We start from the raw sequence: 14,014 nt of genomic DNA on the forward strand, positions 1-14,014 counted from the left end.
GGCGCGGGGGTCCTCAGCGGTGGCAGCTCGAGCAGTCCGAGGGCGGCTGGAGGGTGCGAGGGGTCTTCGAGGGCTCGGGAAGCGGCTCACCGGACATGAGGGCCAACAGCTCCCCCTTGCGCGGCACGGATGCGATGGGCGCCGTCAGGCCTTGCGCGCCCGTCTTGCGGTGACAGTCCAGGCACCAGCCCATCGTCATGGGCTCCACCTGCTCCACGCGCACCATCTGCTCCACCGCCCCGTGGCACGTCTGGCACTTCAGTCCCGCGGTGACGTGGCTGGCGTGGTTGAAGAAGGCGTGGTCCGGCAGCCGGTGCACGCGCACCCACTGGATGGGCGCGTTGGCCGCGACGGCCGCGGCCACCTTCTGGATTTCGGGCGAGTCCTTCTTCACCTGCGTGTGGCAGTTCATGCAGACGCTGGCGGACGGCACACCCGCGTGACGGCTCTGCTCCGCGCCCACGTGGCAGTACTGACAGTCCAGCTCGTACTGGCCCGCGTGGACCGCGTGGGAGAAGGCCACCGGCTGCGCCGGCATGTGGCCCTGCTGGTTGTTCACCGGTCCGCTGCACCCGCCCAGCCCCAACACGAGCAGCGCGCCGGTCTGACCCAGGAAGCGGAAGGATGCGCGGCTCATGGCGTCTCCTCACGAGGCGTGGCGAGCAGTCCCGGCTCCACCGATTCCCCGGCGCGCTGAGGCACCGACGCGCGGTTCATCCGGATGAAGGGCGCCAGCGCCAGCAGCGCGAAGCCGAGGAGCACGTGCACCTGGTAGACGGTCGGCGCCGTCAGCATCAGCGTGGCGTCCGGTTGGACGGCCATCAGCGAGCGCACGTACGGCACGCCGATGTGCAGGTACCAGGCGGTGCCCCAGCGCAGCGCCACCGCGATGTACACGGCGGTGAGCACGTGCGCGAAGAGCAGGCCCAGGATGAGCGCGGGCGTCCACTGCCCTTCCTTCACCCGGCGAAGCCCCAGCGACGCGAGCCCCCAGGCGAGCAGCAGCGTGCCGATGAGCTGGAGCGACTCCAGCGCGAACAGCCGCGCGGCAGAGGCGTTGAAGGCCTGCATCGCGCGAGGCGCGGCCAGCCCCAGCAGGTGGAAGAACGCGACGATGGCGACACCCGCCAGCACCGCGCGCCCCGCGGGCGTCCAGGGCGTGGTGGGCGGCGCGGGCTCGCGCGCCGTGACCCTCCAGATGGTGCCCGCCAGGGCCACCCCGGCCGCCGCGTACGGCAGGACGTTGAAGAGGAACGCGTCGCTCACGACTGACCTCGCGTGGACGGAGCCGAGAACATCACTCCGATGAAGCCCAGGACCGCGGCCATGCCGACGAGCCCCAGGTAGAAGAAGTCGCGGTCCGCGCGCGGACGGCTGCCATCACGAGACACGTCCGCGAGGTACGCCTTGATGGCGTACTGCTCCTCCTCGTCGAGCTGCGCCTTCGCGTAGAGCGGGCCCATCATCGGCCCCTCCAGCTTCGCCAGCGCCGGACGCATGCCCTTCTCACCCATCCGCGCGAAGGCGAAGGTGAGGTTGGGGCCCAGCGTGCCGCCACCGGCCACGCCCAGGCCGCGCACGTCGTGGCAACCGATGCAGGCCGCGCCGCCGTTCTTCAGCGGCTCCGCGCCCTCGAAGAGCCGACGGCCCCGGGCCACCTCCTCCGGCGTGGCGTCCGTGCCCATCTTCTCCGCGGGCGAGGGCTTGCAGCCGCCCATCCCCTTCTGCGTGCAGTCGCGAATGAAGGCAAAGAGGCTGTCGCGCTCCGCGTCGGAGAGCGCCTGGTCCGGCATGCGCACGCCGTTGAACTTCGCGAGCAGCTCGGTGGCCACCGGGTCACCCGAGTCGATGAGCGCGCCGGGGCTCTTCATGAAGCGCGTCACCCAGGCCTCCTCGCGGCGCTCCAGCACGCCGTGGAGGTCAGGACCAATCCGGTCGCCCTCGCCCATCGAGTGGCACGTGGCGCACCGCTGGGTGAAGAGCTGAGCGCCCTGACGCGCGGTGCTCTGCGCCAGCGCGGCCGGCGCCGCCAACAGGGCCAGGAGCGGAATGATGGGGACGAGCGTTCGCTCCTGACGCGGCCGTCTTCCCAGCTCACGTGTCCGCATTGCTGCGTGCCCCTCCTCGCGGGGAGGCCGGACTCATTGCCCGGCACGCGGGGACGTCAGTGCAACGCGAAGGCCAGGATGATCCACGCCTCACAGCGGCGCGAAGCTCCGGAAATCAAGCGAGCGGTGCGCAGCATTTGCGCGCGATGACACACGCGGACGCACTGTTTGCCAGCAGGCATCCCGGGCGAGCTCGCTCAGCTCGCGTCCTCGGGCTCACCACGCACGTCATGACGCGGAGGACGTCTCGGTGGCAGACCTTGCGCTCGGCTCCACATCCCGCGAGACATTCGCGAGATGGAGCACGCGCGTGGGCACGTTGAAACACGAAGGCCCCGAGGCGAGACATGCCTCGAGGCCCAGGCTCACGCGGGGAGCACGAAGCTCCACCCGCGCGGGACGACCTGCGTCACATCGCGGTGGTGGAGAACACGCCGCGGCCGATGGCCATGATGCCACCGATGATGAAGAGGACCGCGAGCCCCACGCCCGCCAGCGGCAGCGCGTAGCCCGGCTGCGGACGCCGGCGATTCACCGAGAGCAGCGCCTGCGCGGAGCCCGCCGCGAGCACCATCATCACGATGTGGCCGATGAGCGCCGGATAGTAGAAGCGCGTCACCAGCACGAGGATGCCGAGCAGCACCTGGAGGTGCAGCAGGCCCGCGAAGGAGGAGCCGAGGATGCGGCCTCCCTTGTCGAACGGGCGCTTCGTGGCGAGCCCGAAGGCGAAGTAGGCGATGGCCAGCACGCCCGCGAGCAACACCAGATAGCGGAGCCCGGAGTGGGCATAGAAGAACATTCGGTCCATGGGTGTCTCGGGGTTTAGCTCAGGAAGGGTCCGGCTCGGGAGTCTTCTTCGTGCTGGGCGGCAGGGGCGGCGCGGCGATGTGCTCACGCGGCGGCAGCTCCCCGGTGAGGCTCTTGAGGAAGGCCACCAGGTCCTCCACCTCCGCGTCCGTCAGCGTCCGCGCCAGCTGGTGCTTCGCCATCAGCCGCACCATCGTCGGCAGCTCATTCACGCTGCCGTCGTGCAGGTACGGACCGGTGCGCTCCACGTTGCGCAGCGTGGGCACGCGGAACTTGCCCCGGTCATCCTCGTTCTTCGTCGCGTCGAAGCGCCCCGCGTCCTTCAGGCCCGGGTAGTCCTCGATGAGCCCCAGCTTCTGGAACGACGTGCCGCCCACCGCGGGGCCGTTGTGGCACGTGGTGCAGCCCGTCACCACGAAGAGGTGCAGGCCGCGCTGCTCCGACTCGCTCAGCGCCGAGTGCTGGCCCGCCAGGTACTGGTCGAAGCGCGACGGCGTGGTCAGCCCCCGCTCGAACGCGGCGATGGCGCGCGCCGCGTTCGCCAGCGACACGGGCTTCTTCTCGCTGGGGAACGCCTCCCGGAAGCGCGTCACGTACTCCGGCATGGAGGCGAGCGTGGCCACCACGCGGCGCTCGTCCGGCATCGCCATCTCCACCGGGTTCAGGATGGGGCCGGACGCCTGCGCCTCCAGCGTGTCCGCGCGCCCGTCCCAGAACTGCGCGATGTGGCCCGCCGCGTTGTAGACGGTGGGCGAGTTGCGCGAGCCCTTCTGCCCGCGGTGCCCGTCCGACAGCGCCTTGTTGTCCACGCCATAGGTGTCCAGGCCGTGGCAGGTGTTGCAGGAGACGTCGTGGTTCTTCGACAGCCGGGGCTCGAAGAAGAGCATGCGGCCCAGCGCCACCTGGGCCTCGGTGTCCTGGGGCGCGGGCTTCGCGTTCTTGGCCGGCGGCGTGGGGCGGAAGAAGTGCGAGAGCTGCTCGGGCGTCATCGGCTTGGGGCCCGGCGGCTTCGGCGCGCTCGCCGTCGTGGGCGGCGCGACGGGCTCCTGCTTGCGCTCACAGCCCGACAACGCGCCCAAGGAGGTCAGCGTGAGCAGGGTGACGAAGCGGGTTCGGGACATGACGCACTCCAGGGGTGTGGACGACGCGGCACGCTATCAGCCCCTCTTCCGGCCGGGGCCCGCGTCTTTGTGACGCACCCCACCCGCGCTTCCCGCGTCCATCAGCCCGTCAAGAGCCTGCGCTCCGCTGCCCCCCTGCTCCTCGGACGAGGAGCCCCTGGGTGCGAGGCCTCGCCCTGGCCGCTACCTCCCTCGAGCGACAGGTTTGACGGGCCGCTTCCGCTTCAGCGCCCCCGCAGCGGGGCGTCCGCCTGGTGCGGGAAGCCCGGAGCGCCCCCTCTCGACGACTCGGAGGATGGATGCGGGATGAAGACGGTGGAAACGCGAACGAGGACGTCGATGTCCTCATCTGCCGCAAGTGCCTGATGCGCGGCGCGCGCAGCGGGGGCGGCATCGAGCTGCCGCGCTGGCTGCAGCGCTCGCTCGCCGAGCGAGGGCTCGCCGACGAAGTCCGTGTCATGCCCACCGGCTGTCTGCGCCAGTGTCCTCGCGGCAAGGTCACCGTGCTCATCACGGGCGGACACGCCGAACAGGGCAGCGCCTTGATGACGGTGGACCCGCTGATGGAACGAGAGCCGCTCCTGCGCCTCGTCGAGGCCCGCGCGCGCCCCGACCAGGACCTCTTGTCCTCCCCGCGCCCCGGGGACGAACACGACGGGAGGAGCGGCCCGTAGCGAGCCCCGCGCCTGGGGACTGGGCGTCGGGCCGAAGAGGAGCCGGTCCACGAGCCACGACACGCCGAGGCCCGTCGCCGTCCCCGCGGCGTCCCAGGCCAGGTCCTTGAACGAGAAGGTGGTGCCCCGGCCCAGGTCGTACAGCTCCTTGCCCACGCCCACGCCCATCGCGAGCCCCGCGCCGGTCCAGAACCGGGCCTCGGGCGGCTCGAAGAGCAGCGCGCCCGCGCCGTAGCCCACGCCCGCGAGGACGAAGCAGGCCGCGAAGTGCTTGGGCTTGTCGGGGCCCAGCCAGTCATCCCCCGACGCGGCGCTCGCGACGGGGCTCGACAGCAGCGCGATGAGACAGGGGACGAACCCGCTCCGGTTGGAAAGCTTCATGAGCAGGGATGTAGCACCCCACGGACCGTCCAGGTGGCCTGTCCCTGGGTGTGGAGATGACCTCCACGGTGGTGCGTTTTCGAGACGAGGCCGGCGCATCGGCCTATGCTCCGGGTCGCGTGAAACGACTCGCCCCCTCGTTCACCTTCCAGCAGCAATCGAACCGGCACCCCGGGCTCGACGGGGCGCGTGGTCTGGCGGTCCTCGCCATGGTGCTGGGACATACGCTGGACGCGCTGCTCTCGGCCGAGGCGCGCCTGCTCCCGTGGGTGCAGCACTACTGGACCTTCCGCGGCGTCACCGCGCCCCTGTTCCTGCTGGTGAGCGGCTGGGCGGTGGTGGCCGCGCTGGGGACCAAGCCCAACGCCGCGCGCGACACGCTCGGTCGTCGGGTGCGCCGCTCGTTGTTGCTGCTGTTCCTGGGTTACTTCCTGCACTGGCCCGGGTGGCACGCCGTGCGGGACATGGGCTGGACGGACGCGATGCTGTCGCACGTCCTCACCTTCGATGCGCTCCAGTGCATCGGCTTCGCGTTGCTGGTGGGCTCGGTGCTGCTCGCGCTCGTGCCCGCGCAGGGAGGCCGTCCGCTGGTGCTGCTCGTGCTGGCGGTGGGCATCCCGCTGGCGAGCGCCACCGTGTGGCAGCTGGGCGTGGGCCTGCCGGGCGCGGTGCAGCAACTGCTGGGCAGCGCCGCGGGCAGCCGCTTCCCCTTCTTCCCGTGGGCGGGCTACTTCTTCGCGGGGGCCTTCGCGGCGTACGCGCTGCACCTGCTGCGTCCGGGTTGGCCGCAGGGCCTGGCGCTGCTGGCGCTCGGCGCGGGGATGCTCGGGCTGACGCGGATGACGACCGCCGACTGGACGCCCGCGAGCGCGTGGCTGGTGGCGTACCGCGTGGGCCAGGGGCTCCTGGTGTTGGGCGCGGTCAACCTCGCCCCCGTGCGGTTGAGCAAGCTGCTGGCGCCGTTCGGGCGCCTGTCGTTGTGGATCTACGTCCTGCACCTGCCGGTGGTGTACGGCTGGGCGGACATCGCCGGCCTCGCGAGCCGCATCGGGCCCCGGCTGGGCGTCCCCGCCGCGACGGGCATCGGCGTGGCGCTGCTGCTGACGTGCGCGATGGTGGCGTGGCTGGGTCGCTGGTTGATGGAGCAGGCCCGTCCGTGGCGCGCGGGCTCCACCACGCTCAACGCGAGCCTGAGCGGCACGCGGATGAGCCCGCGGGTCTGAACGCCCACGTCAGTGCCTCGGCTCGTCCTCGGTGAACTCCGCGTCCACCTCCGAGCGTGACGCGCCTGAGCGGATGCGCCCGGCGGGCCCCTTCGGCGCGGTGTCGGACCAGGACTCCGGGAACGGCGTGCCGCCCGTGGGCTCCCCCGGGAACGGCCCCGGAAAGCCCATGCCGCCAATGGTGGTGACCTGGAACGAGCCATCCCGCATGCGGCGCTCCACCGCACGGCGCAGGCGCGCCGTGACGAAACGGCGCACCGGAGGCAGCAGCAGCGACAGGCCCACCACGTCGGTGAGGAAGCCCGGCACCAGCAGCAGCAGGCCGCCGAGCATGATGAGCGCGCCGCTGAACAGGCCTTCCTCAGGCACCTGGCGCGTGGCGAGCGCCTCGCGCCAGCGACGCATCACGCGACTCCCCTCGCGGCGCGCGAGCCAGGAGCCCACGAGCCCCGTCAGGAGCACCACGGAGAGCGTCGGAAGGAAGCCCACCTCCCGGCCGATGGCGACCAGCAGGTACAGCTCCACGAAGGGGAGGGTGAGGGCGAGGAGGAAGTACTTGAACACGCCCCCAACCTAACGCCGAGCGGCCCCTCGTGCTGGACAACCCGACGGGAGAGACGGCGCTCCCCTCCTCGCCCGCACTACCTGCCCCCGAGACTCCCAATCATCGAGTCCACCAGCAGGTACAGGAAGAAGAAGGCGCCGATGGCGATGAGGAAGAACTTGGCGCCGGGCTGGAAGCCGCGCGAGCTCTCGGTCGTGGCCGGGGTGAACGACATGGAGCTCACCGCCATGGCGCCGTCGTAGCGGACCGTGCGCAGGTACTGGTCCACCACCACGTGGGCGTCCGTGGCCGTGAGGGAGCGCCCCAACTGGGGGTCCACCAGCCGCGCGCCGGCCGCGTTGGCGATGGCGGCGGCTTCCGCCACCACCTCGCGCACCAGCTCCGTGCGCTCTGTCAGCGGGATTCGCAGCTCGGTGGCCACCACCCGTCCCCCTTCGCGCAGCTCGCCCACCTCCACGTCTCCGTGCTCGAAATGCCAGAGCCGGTTGCCGTCCGGTCGGGCGCTCACCCGCCGCTCGGAGAGGAGGCCATCCACCCGCGCCGCCTCGTAAGGCGTGCCCGGCGTCTTCGTCTGTAGGAGCAACTCGTATCTCACGCGGGTTGCGAGTATACGCCGCCCAACGCCATGCCCACCTCTTCCAAGCCCCCTTCCGGCCCCCATCGCGGCGGCAGACCCTCCTCCCCGCCGTCCGGACAGGGCCGAGGCCGCCCCCACCACCGCCCCGAGAAGGTGGCCCCGGACCGCACCGCGCCCGACCTGGGCCCGGATGGCCTGCCCCAGGTCTCCCTGCTGCGCCGGGGCGTGGAGCGCTGGCAGGCGGGCCACCCCTGGATTTATCGGGCCGACCTCAATGGGGACCCGGGGCTGCAGGGCGGCGAAATCGTCCGCGTCACCGACGGGCGCGGCTGGTTCATCGGCAAGGCGTTCTACTCGCGCCAGTCGAAGATTTCGCTGCGCTGGCTGAGCTTCGACGACGTGGCCGTGGACGAGGACTTCTTCCGCCAGCGCCTCCTGTCGGCCCAGGCCCTGCGCCAGCGCGCGCTGCCGGGTGAGACGACGTACCGGCTGATGCACGGCGAGGCGGACGGGATTCCGGGCCTGGTGGTGGACCGCTACGGCGACTACCTGAGCGTCCAGTTCCTGGTGCCCGCCACCGAGCAGCGCAAGGCGCTCATCGCGGACCTGCTCGAGGCGCAGTTCAAGCCGCGCGGCATCGTCAACCGCTCGGACGTGGGCGTGCGCAACCTGGAGGGGCTCATGCCGGAGAAGGGCCTCCTGCGCGGCGAGCTGCCCCCGGGCCCCATCTCCTTCGACGAGGGCATGGTGCGCGTGCGCGCGGACCTGCTCGACGGCCAGAAGACGGGCGCCTTCCTGGACCAGAAGGAGAACCACATCATGGCGGCGCAGTACGCCGCGGGCGAGGCGCTGGACTGCTTCTCGTATGTGGGCGGCTTCGCGCTCCAGCTCGCCACGCGGGCCCAGAGCGTCACGGCGGTGGAGATTTCGGACCAGGCCGCGGCCCAGCTGCGTGAGAACGCCCAGGCCAACAAGCTCACCAACGTGAATGTGGTGCCCGCCAACGCGTTCGACTTCCTGCGTGACACGGTGGACGACGGAAGGAAGTTCGACACCATCGTCCTGGACCCGCCGTCGTTCGCGAAGAACAAGGACGCCATCGCCGCCGCGGTGCGCGGGTACAAGGAGATCAACCTGCGCGCCATGCAGCTGCTCAGGCCCGGCGGGCACCTCATCACCGCGAGCTGCACGTACCACGTGGACGAGCAGGCCTTCGAGGACATGCTCGCCTCCGCCGCCGCGGACGCGAAGCGGCGCATGCAGATCATCGAGCGGCGCGGCGCGGGCAAGGACCACCCCGTGCTGCTGAACTTGCGGGAGACCCGCTACCTGAAGTGCTACGTGCTGCGCGCGATGTGAGCGCGGCCACGGGAGAAGGTGGAGGACATGCGGAGCCGGGACTGGGACGACGAGGAGGACGCGCCCGCCACGCGGGGTTCCCACCAGAAGGAGCGCGCCCTGAAGGAGGTGCGCGCCGTCTTCCGCCAGGCCGACGCCGCCTACGGTCCCTTCTCCTGCCCCGCCAGCGGTGAGTGCTGCCAGTTGTCCCGCACGGGCCGCCAGCCCTGGCTGTGGTTGCCCGAGTGGGAGCTGCTCACCCAGGGCCGCCCCCTGCCGCCACCGCGCGAGGATGGCGGCTGTCCCTATCTGGACGCGGCCGGCAAGCGCTGCACCGTGTACGCGGACCGGCCCTTCGGCTGCCGCACGTTCTTCTGCGAGCGCATCCGCGGCCCCGCGCGCCAACCCGCTGAAACCGTGGGTGCGTTGCTGGAGCGGCTCGAGCGCGTCTCCCAGCAGCGCGAGCCCTCGCTGCGCGCGCCTCGGCCCTTGCTCGAATGGCACGCCGAGGCCCTCGCCCGGGCGTCAACCAAGACACCCTGACGGGTCATCTGCACCCACCCCACCGCCCCGGTCTGCATTGAATCCCACTCTTGGATTCAAGCTATTGATGCAATTCCAGAACTTCACCGACACATGACGCATGTATCAGGGTGGACTCGGCTGCCGACGAGGCCATGATTGCGCCGGGAATCCGGCTGCGGAGGCGTGGGCTTGCGGAGAAGTCTGACTGCGAGGACAAAGGGGAACGAAGACCACCCGGTGGATGGTGGAGCGTCCTCGTCGTGATACCGCCTCGTTGGCTGGTCGCACCGCAGGAGTACAAGGGCACCCTCACGGCGGCGGAAGCCGCGGAGGCGATGGCCCGGGGCGTACGAGAGGTCTCGCCCGAGGTGGTGCTGGACCTGGCGCCGCTGGCGGATGGCGGCCCTGGCACCGTGGAGGCGTTGCTGTCGGGCACGCGTGGCGAGCGCCGCGTGTGCCGGGTGCACTGTCCCCTGGGCAAGCCGATGGAGGCCGCGTGGGCGCTGCTCGACGACGGGCGCACGGCGGTGGTGGAGATGGCGGCGGCCTCCGGGCTGGTGCACGTGGAGCCCAACCCCGTCAGCGCGAGGAAGGCCTCGACGTACGGCGCGGGTGAGCTGATGCGGGCCGCGCTGGACTCGGGCTGCGAGCGGCTCATCATCGGACTCGGCGGCAGCGCGACGACGGACGGCGGCGCGGGCGCGCTCACGGCGCTGGGCTATCGCTTCCTGGACGCGAACGGCCATCCCCTGCCCCCCGGAGGCGCGGCGCTCTCGGCGCTCTCGCGTGTGGACGCGAGTGGACGACATCCCCGGCTGGGCAAGGTGGAGCTGATGGGCGCCACCGACGTCACGTCGCCGCTGCTGGGCGCGGATGGGGCGGCGCGGCTGTTCGGTCCGCAGAAGGGCGCGGACGCGGAGGGCGTGGAGGCGCTGGAGGCGGCGCTCGCGCACTTCTCGCGCGTCGTGGGGGATTTGTCCGCGGGCTGGCCGGGCACGGGCGCGGCGGGTGGCTTCGGCTTCGGACTGGTGGCGCTCGCGGGCGCGCGGCTGGTGCCGGGGTACGAGCTGGTGTCGCGGGCGCTGGGACTGGAGCGGCGCGTGCTGCTCGCGGAAGTGGTGCTCACGGGCGAGGGGCGCTTCGACCGGCAGACGTCGCTGGGCAAGGGCCCCGGAGGACTGGCGCGACTGGCGCGCGAGCACGGCACGCCGGTGGAGCTCTTCGCGGGCTCGGTGCGACGCGACGAAGGCGTGGAGCTGGACCTGTTCCACACGGTGGTGGACCTGAGCACCCAGGCGCGTCCCGGAGCACCCGCGGCACAGGTGCTCCAGGAGGCCGTGGCGCGCTGGACGGCGGCGCGACTCAAGACGACACGCTGAGGCTCCCGCTCACGCGACCAGGCCGGTGCGGCTCAAGACGGCGCGTTGAGGCTCGTGCTCACGCAACCAGGCCGGTGCGGCGCGAGACGGCGCGCTGAGGCTCGTGCTCAAGCGACCAGACCGGTGCGGCGCAAGACGGTGCGCTGAGGCACGCGCGCACACGATCAAACCGGTGCGCGGCGCAAGACAGCGCGCTGAGGCCCGCGCGCACGAGACGAGACCAGACCGGTGTGGCACCTCGCACTCTCGCGACGAGGCCCAGACGACTGGCGTGGACTCGACACACGCGGACGGGACGTGAAGCGCCTCGCGGAGGCCCGCGCGCATGCGACCAGACTGGAGCGGCACCTCGCGCTCCCGCGACGAGGCCCAGACGACTGGCGTGGACTCGACACACGTGGACGCCCCGCCGGATGCGCGGCTCGAGACGCCTCGCTGCGGCCCGCGCGCACGCGATCAGGCCGGTGCAGCACCGCACGCTCGCGCGTCGAGGCCCAGGCGCCGGGTGTGGGCCCAACACACGCCAGACGGGACGTGAATCGCCCCGCCGGACGCCAAGGCTCAGTCCTCCAGCGGGTCCGTCGTGCGCACCACACGCATGCCCGCCTCGCGCAGCTCCTCGATGGCCCTCTCCGCCATGCGCGGGAAGTCGAGCGCGGCCGGCAGCGGATTGATTGGCGGCGCGGGCACCGGGCTCATCGCATCCACGAGGATGTGGACGCGCCCCATCCGCGAGCGGTCCGTGCGCTCGATGTGCTCGCGCAAGTCCCGCAACGTGGACAGCACGCAGTGCGACTTCGCCTGACCGAAGACGTAGACGCGGTCGAACGTCATCAGTCGCTCGAACAGGCGCGTGTTGAACTCGCCCACGCGCTGCCCCTTCACCTCCGTCACGTCCGGGGACAGCACCGAGTAGTTCTCGGTCAGCGGGTGCTCGCCCTTCAGCTCGAAGTGCGTGGGCGTGTCGCGCACCAGGGCGTGGAACGCGCTCGCCTCGTAGAACGCGGGCACCAGCGCGTGGCTCAGTCCACCGAGCAGCGCGTGGTACGGCCAGATGGTGTGCACGTAGCGACCTCGCGCCTCCAGTCGCTCGCAGTACTCCAGGCTCTCCGCCTCGAAGCGCGTGGCGCGCCAGCGGCCCGCGCGCACGTCCGCGGCGGTGATGGACGTGAGCGGCGGCGGAGCCTTCCCCTCCGCGTCACGCCACCACGCGGGATGGAAGATTTGAAAGACGCGGTGGGTGTCGAGTGAGAACACCAACTCCGTCACCCGCCCCAGGTTCGCGTAGAGCCAGCGCAACGTGCGCTGGGTGTCCTCCACGGCGCCAGGGACGAAGAGGCTGGCGCCGGGCGTGCAGAAGGCCACCTGCACGTCGATGCCGAAGGCCGCGATGCGCACGCGGTCCTCGCTCGCCGGACGCACGCGGTGCTCGGCCGCGTAGCGCAGGGCCTCCTCGGCGACCTCCCCGGTGCGCTCCAGGTAGAGCTGTCCTGCGCGAGCATCCTCGTGGAACCGGGGAATGGGCAGTGTCATGGCGCCTCCTCAGCGACCCTTGGGGAAGTGCTTGCGCGTGAGGTCCTCGACGAGCGCGCGCGTGGCCAGCGTCTGGGCGATTCTCGCGGGCTCCGAGTTCACCTCGAGCGCCCCCACCAGCGACGGCGTCTCGGGCTCGGACTCCATCAGCGGGAAGTACCCATCCGGCACGGGCTCGCCCTCCTGGCCCACCAGGCCGATGGGCCCGGAGCCGTGGCGGCGGCGGAACAGGACGGGCGTACCGGGGATGCTCTGCTTGCCCTCGGCCAGCTCGTTGCCGAACTTCATCACCGGCTGCGCGCCCGTCTGCGACAGCTTGTAGATGGCGGCCACCTTGTCGCGCGTGAAGGGACACTCCATGGTCCGCGCGACGATGTGACCTCCGTAGCCGTAGAACTGCGAGCCCGACTCCCAGCCCACCTGTCGACGCAGGTCCTCGAACTCACGCGTGGCCTCGGCGTCCAGGCCATCCTCGAGGATGTTGACGGGCTTGATGCCGATGTCGCGCGCGCGCGTCACGGCGTACAGGTACTGGAGCTTCTTGTTGCCCGAGTCGAAGCGGATGGAGTCCCCCGCGCCCGGCTCCTCGCGGATGAGCTGGAAGGCGGCGGGGATGCCGGAGGTGAGCGTGTCGAAGGTGTCCAGCAGGTAGCTGGAGCGCTGCGGACGGCGCTCGCGCATGGCGCGGAAGGCGGCATCGTCCGAGCCGAAGCGCTGGATGTGCTCGTGGCCCATGGTGCCCACGGGAATCATCCCCAGCTTGCGCGCGCCCTCCACGTTGCTGGTGCGCGTCACCCCCACGTCCTTGCAGGCCTGCAGGGCCAGCTCATGCTGCTGCTGGCAGGTGGCCGCGCGCAGGCCCACCTCGAAGATGCGGGCCGGGTCCTCCACCGCGTCGATGAGCTCCTTCACGGTGGCGCGTACGCGCTCCAGGTAGCCCTCCGTGTCCACGGTGATGGGCACCGGCTTGACGCCCACCGCGTCGAGCGTCTCCAGCGCGATCGCCTTCTGCTCGTCGCAGGTGACGCGGGCGAGCGCGCGCGACAGGGCGTCACGGTCCGTCAGGGCCTGGGTGGCCACCTGGATGCGGAAGTTGAGCTGGAGCAGGAGCGGCTCCACCCACGAGACGAGCGCGGAGGGGCCGGTGACGGTGAGGATGGGCTCGCGGGGGAAGAAGCACGCGCCGCGGGGGATGGCGCGGACGGAGAGCTTCTCCTTGCGGAGGATGGCCGCCTTGAAGCCCACGCCCATCTCGTAGTCGTACTTCGCGAGAAAGTCGTAGTCCTCGGGCTTGGGCTCGGGGAGGAGGGCACACACGTAGGCGGCCAGGTCCAGCGGCATGACCTGGAGTCCGCCCTTGCGGTGTGAGTAATAGAACGTCTCCCGGCGCAACGGCCAACCGGCCTCCGCCATGCTGAACTTGTAGCCATCCGTCGCGAGCAGCGAGGTCGCCATCCTGGGTACCTTCCTCCGATGTCACAGGAGACTACGCGCGCCATGATGTGTTTCCTACCCTTCCACCGCGCTTTCCCAAGCACACCGGGCAGGCGTGATTAAACCTGGAACCCATGTCGCCGGCCCCCTCCCGACGCCTCCTCCCCGCGCTCGTCGCCAGCCTCGCCCTGCATGGGCTCCTGTGGCTGGTGGTCGGCGGCGTGCCGGAAGGCGCCCCCAGAGGGCCTCGTGCGCCCCAGCCCCCGCGCCCCGCGCTGGAGTGGGTCGAGGTGGAGGTGACATCCCCGCCTCCAGACCCTGGGACAAGCGCCTCCGCAATCCAACCACC

The 14,014-nt window shown here is 71.2% G+C and carries 14 protein-coding genes; 4 read left to right on the forward strand and 10 right to left on the reverse strand.

Features of this window, described 5'->3' with window-relative positions; genetic code table 11:
* Positions 1-13 precede the first annotated feature (13 nt).
* From LXT21_RS04025 to LXT21_RS04050, 6 genes are all read right to left on the reverse strand, one after another.
* Positions 14-637 carry a cytochrome c3 family protein gene (locus tag LXT21_RS04025; RefSeq protein WP_254036751.1) on the reverse strand — a complete coding sequence of 208 codons (624 nt, stop codon included), beginning with the start codon at positions 635-637 and terminating at the stop codon, positions 14-16.
* The gene (locus LXT21_RS04030; protein ID WP_254036752.1) at positions 634-1,266 is read right to left on the reverse strand and encodes a respiratory nitrate reductase subunit gamma; all 633 of its coding nucleotides are present in this window, start codon (positions 1,264-1,266) and stop codon (positions 634-636) included. Before LXT21_RS04030 ends, LXT21_RS04025 begins: the two co-directional genes overlap by 4 nt.
* Complete coding sequence (locus LXT21_RS04035; protein ID WP_254036753.1) at positions 1,263-2,108, reverse strand: c-type cytochrome; 846 nt, start codon at positions 2,106-2,108, stop codon at positions 1,263-1,265. Before LXT21_RS04035 ends, LXT21_RS04030 begins: the two co-directional genes overlap by 4 nt.
* 409 nt (positions 2,109-2,517) lie before the next feature.
* Positions 2,518-2,916 carry a hypothetical protein gene (locus tag LXT21_RS04040; protein WP_254036754.1) on the reverse strand — a complete coding sequence of 133 codons (399 nt, stop codon included), beginning with the start codon at positions 2,914-2,916 and terminating at the stop codon, positions 2,518-2,520.
* A 19-nt stretch (positions 2,917-2,935) separates the two neighbouring features.
* Positions 2,936-4,036, reverse strand: coding sequence for a cytochrome-c peroxidase (locus LXT21_RS04045; RefSeq protein WP_254036755.1), 1,101 nt, complete (start codon positions 4,034-4,036; stop codon positions 2,936-2,938).
* A 224-nt stretch (positions 4,037-4,260) separates the two neighbouring features.
* Positions 4,261-5,091: a YfiM family protein gene (locus LXT21_RS04050; protein WP_254036756.1), complete on the reverse strand. Its 831-nt coding sequence runs from the start codon at positions 5,089-5,091 to the stop codon at positions 4,261-4,263.
* 119 nt (positions 5,092-5,210) lie between these two features.
* Here LXT21_RS04050 and LXT21_RS04055 point away from each other — a divergent pair, with 119 nt between their 5' ends.
* Positions 5,211-6,314, forward strand: coding sequence for an acyltransferase family protein (locus LXT21_RS04055; RefSeq protein ID WP_323394049.1), 1,104 nt, complete (start codon positions 5,211-5,213; stop codon positions 6,312-6,314).
* A gap of 9 nt (positions 6,315-6,323) precedes the next feature.
* Here LXT21_RS04055 and LXT21_RS04060 read toward each other — a convergent pair whose 3' ends face one another.
* Both LXT21_RS04060 and LXT21_RS04065 read right to left on the reverse strand, forming a co-directional pair.
* Entirely contained in the window at positions 6,324-6,878 is a 555-nt protein-coding gene (locus tag LXT21_RS04060; RefSeq protein ID WP_254036757.1) for an FxsA family protein, read from the reverse strand.
* A 77-nt stretch (positions 6,879-6,955) separates the two neighbouring features.
* A complete protein-coding gene (locus LXT21_RS04065; RefSeq protein WP_254036758.1) occupies positions 6,956-7,462 on the reverse strand; it encodes a hypothetical protein in 507 nt (168 codons plus the stop codon).
* A 42-nt stretch (positions 7,463-7,504) separates the two neighbouring features.
* On the opposite strand from LXT21_RS04065, the gene LXT21_RS04070 reads away from it, so the two are divergent.
* The 3 genes from LXT21_RS04070 to LXT21_RS04080 all read left to right on the forward strand — a co-directional run bounded on the left by LXT21_RS04070 (position 7,505) and on the right by LXT21_RS04080 (position 10,698).
* Positions 7,505-8,815: a class I SAM-dependent rRNA methyltransferase gene (locus tag LXT21_RS04070; protein ID WP_254036759.1), complete on the forward strand. Its 1,311-nt coding sequence runs from the start codon at positions 7,505-7,507 to the stop codon at positions 8,813-8,815.
* A gap of 27 nt (positions 8,816-8,842) precedes the next feature.
* A complete protein-coding gene (locus LXT21_RS04075; RefSeq protein ID WP_254036760.1) occupies positions 8,843-9,337 on the forward strand; it encodes a YkgJ family cysteine cluster protein in 495 nt (164 codons plus the stop codon).
* A gap of 242 nt (positions 9,338-9,579) precedes the next feature.
* Complete coding sequence (locus LXT21_RS04080) at positions 9,580-10,698, forward strand: glycerate kinase (protein ID WP_254036761.1); 1,119 nt, start codon at positions 9,580-9,582, stop codon at positions 10,696-10,698.
* 561 nt (positions 10,699-11,259) lie between these two features.
* On the opposite strand, the gene LXT21_RS04085 is transcribed toward LXT21_RS04080, so the two are convergent.
* Complete coding sequence (locus tag LXT21_RS04085; protein ID WP_254036762.1) at positions 11,260-12,231, reverse strand: cysteine hydrolase family protein; 972 nt, start codon at positions 12,229-12,231, stop codon at positions 11,260-11,262.
* Between the two features lie 9 nt (positions 12,232-12,240).
* Positions 12,241-13,686, reverse strand: a complete 1,446-nt coding sequence (locus LXT21_RS04090) for a nicotinate phosphoribosyltransferase (RefSeq protein WP_254036763.1) — start codon at positions 13,684-13,686, stop codon at positions 12,241-12,243.
* Between the last annotated feature and the right edge of the window lie 328 nt (positions 13,687-14,014).

It is taken from the genome of Myxococcus guangdongensis (assembly GCF_024198255.1).
Classification (GTDB): domain Bacteria; phylum Myxococcota; class Myxococcia; order Myxococcales; family Myxococcaceae; genus Myxococcus; species Myxococcus guangdongensis.

Bases quoted from the DNA above. Each gene is read 5' to 3' on its own strand.
- LXT21_RS04025 (WP_254036751.1), bottom strand. From the start codon at position 637: ATGAGCCGCGCATCCTTCCGCTTCCTGGGTCAGACCGGCGCGCTGCTC.
- LXT21_RS04035 (WP_254036753.1), bottom strand. From the start codon at position 2,108: ATGCGGACACGTGAGCTGGGAAGACGGCCGCGTCAGGAGCGAACGCTC.
- LXT21_RS04040 (WP_254036754.1), bottom strand. From the start codon at position 2,916: ATGGACCGAATGTTCTTCTATGCCCACTCCGGGCTCCGCTATCTGGTG.
- LXT21_RS04045 (WP_254036755.1), bottom strand. From the start codon at position 4,036: ATGTCCCGAACCCGCTTCGTCACCCTGCTCACGCTGACCTCCTTGGGC.
- LXT21_RS04050 (WP_254036756.1), bottom strand. From the start codon at position 5,091: ATGAAGCTTTCCAACCGGAGCGGGTTCGTCCCCTGTCTCATCGCGCTG.
- LXT21_RS04070 (WP_254036759.1), top strand. From the start codon at position 7,505: ATGCCCACCTCTTCCAAGCCCCCTTCCGGCCCCCATCGCGGCGGCAGA.
- LXT21_RS04075 (WP_254036760.1), top strand. From the start codon at position 8,843: ATGCGGAGCCGGGACTGGGACGACGAGGAGGACGCGCCCGCCACGCGG.
- LXT21_RS04085 (WP_254036762.1), bottom strand. From the start codon at position 12,231: ATGACACTGCCCATTCCCCGGTTCCACGAGGATGCTCGCGCAGGACAG.
- LXT21_RS04090 (WP_254036763.1), bottom strand. From the start codon at position 13,686: ATGGCGACCTCGCTGCTCGCGACGGATGGCTACAAGTTCAGCATGGCG.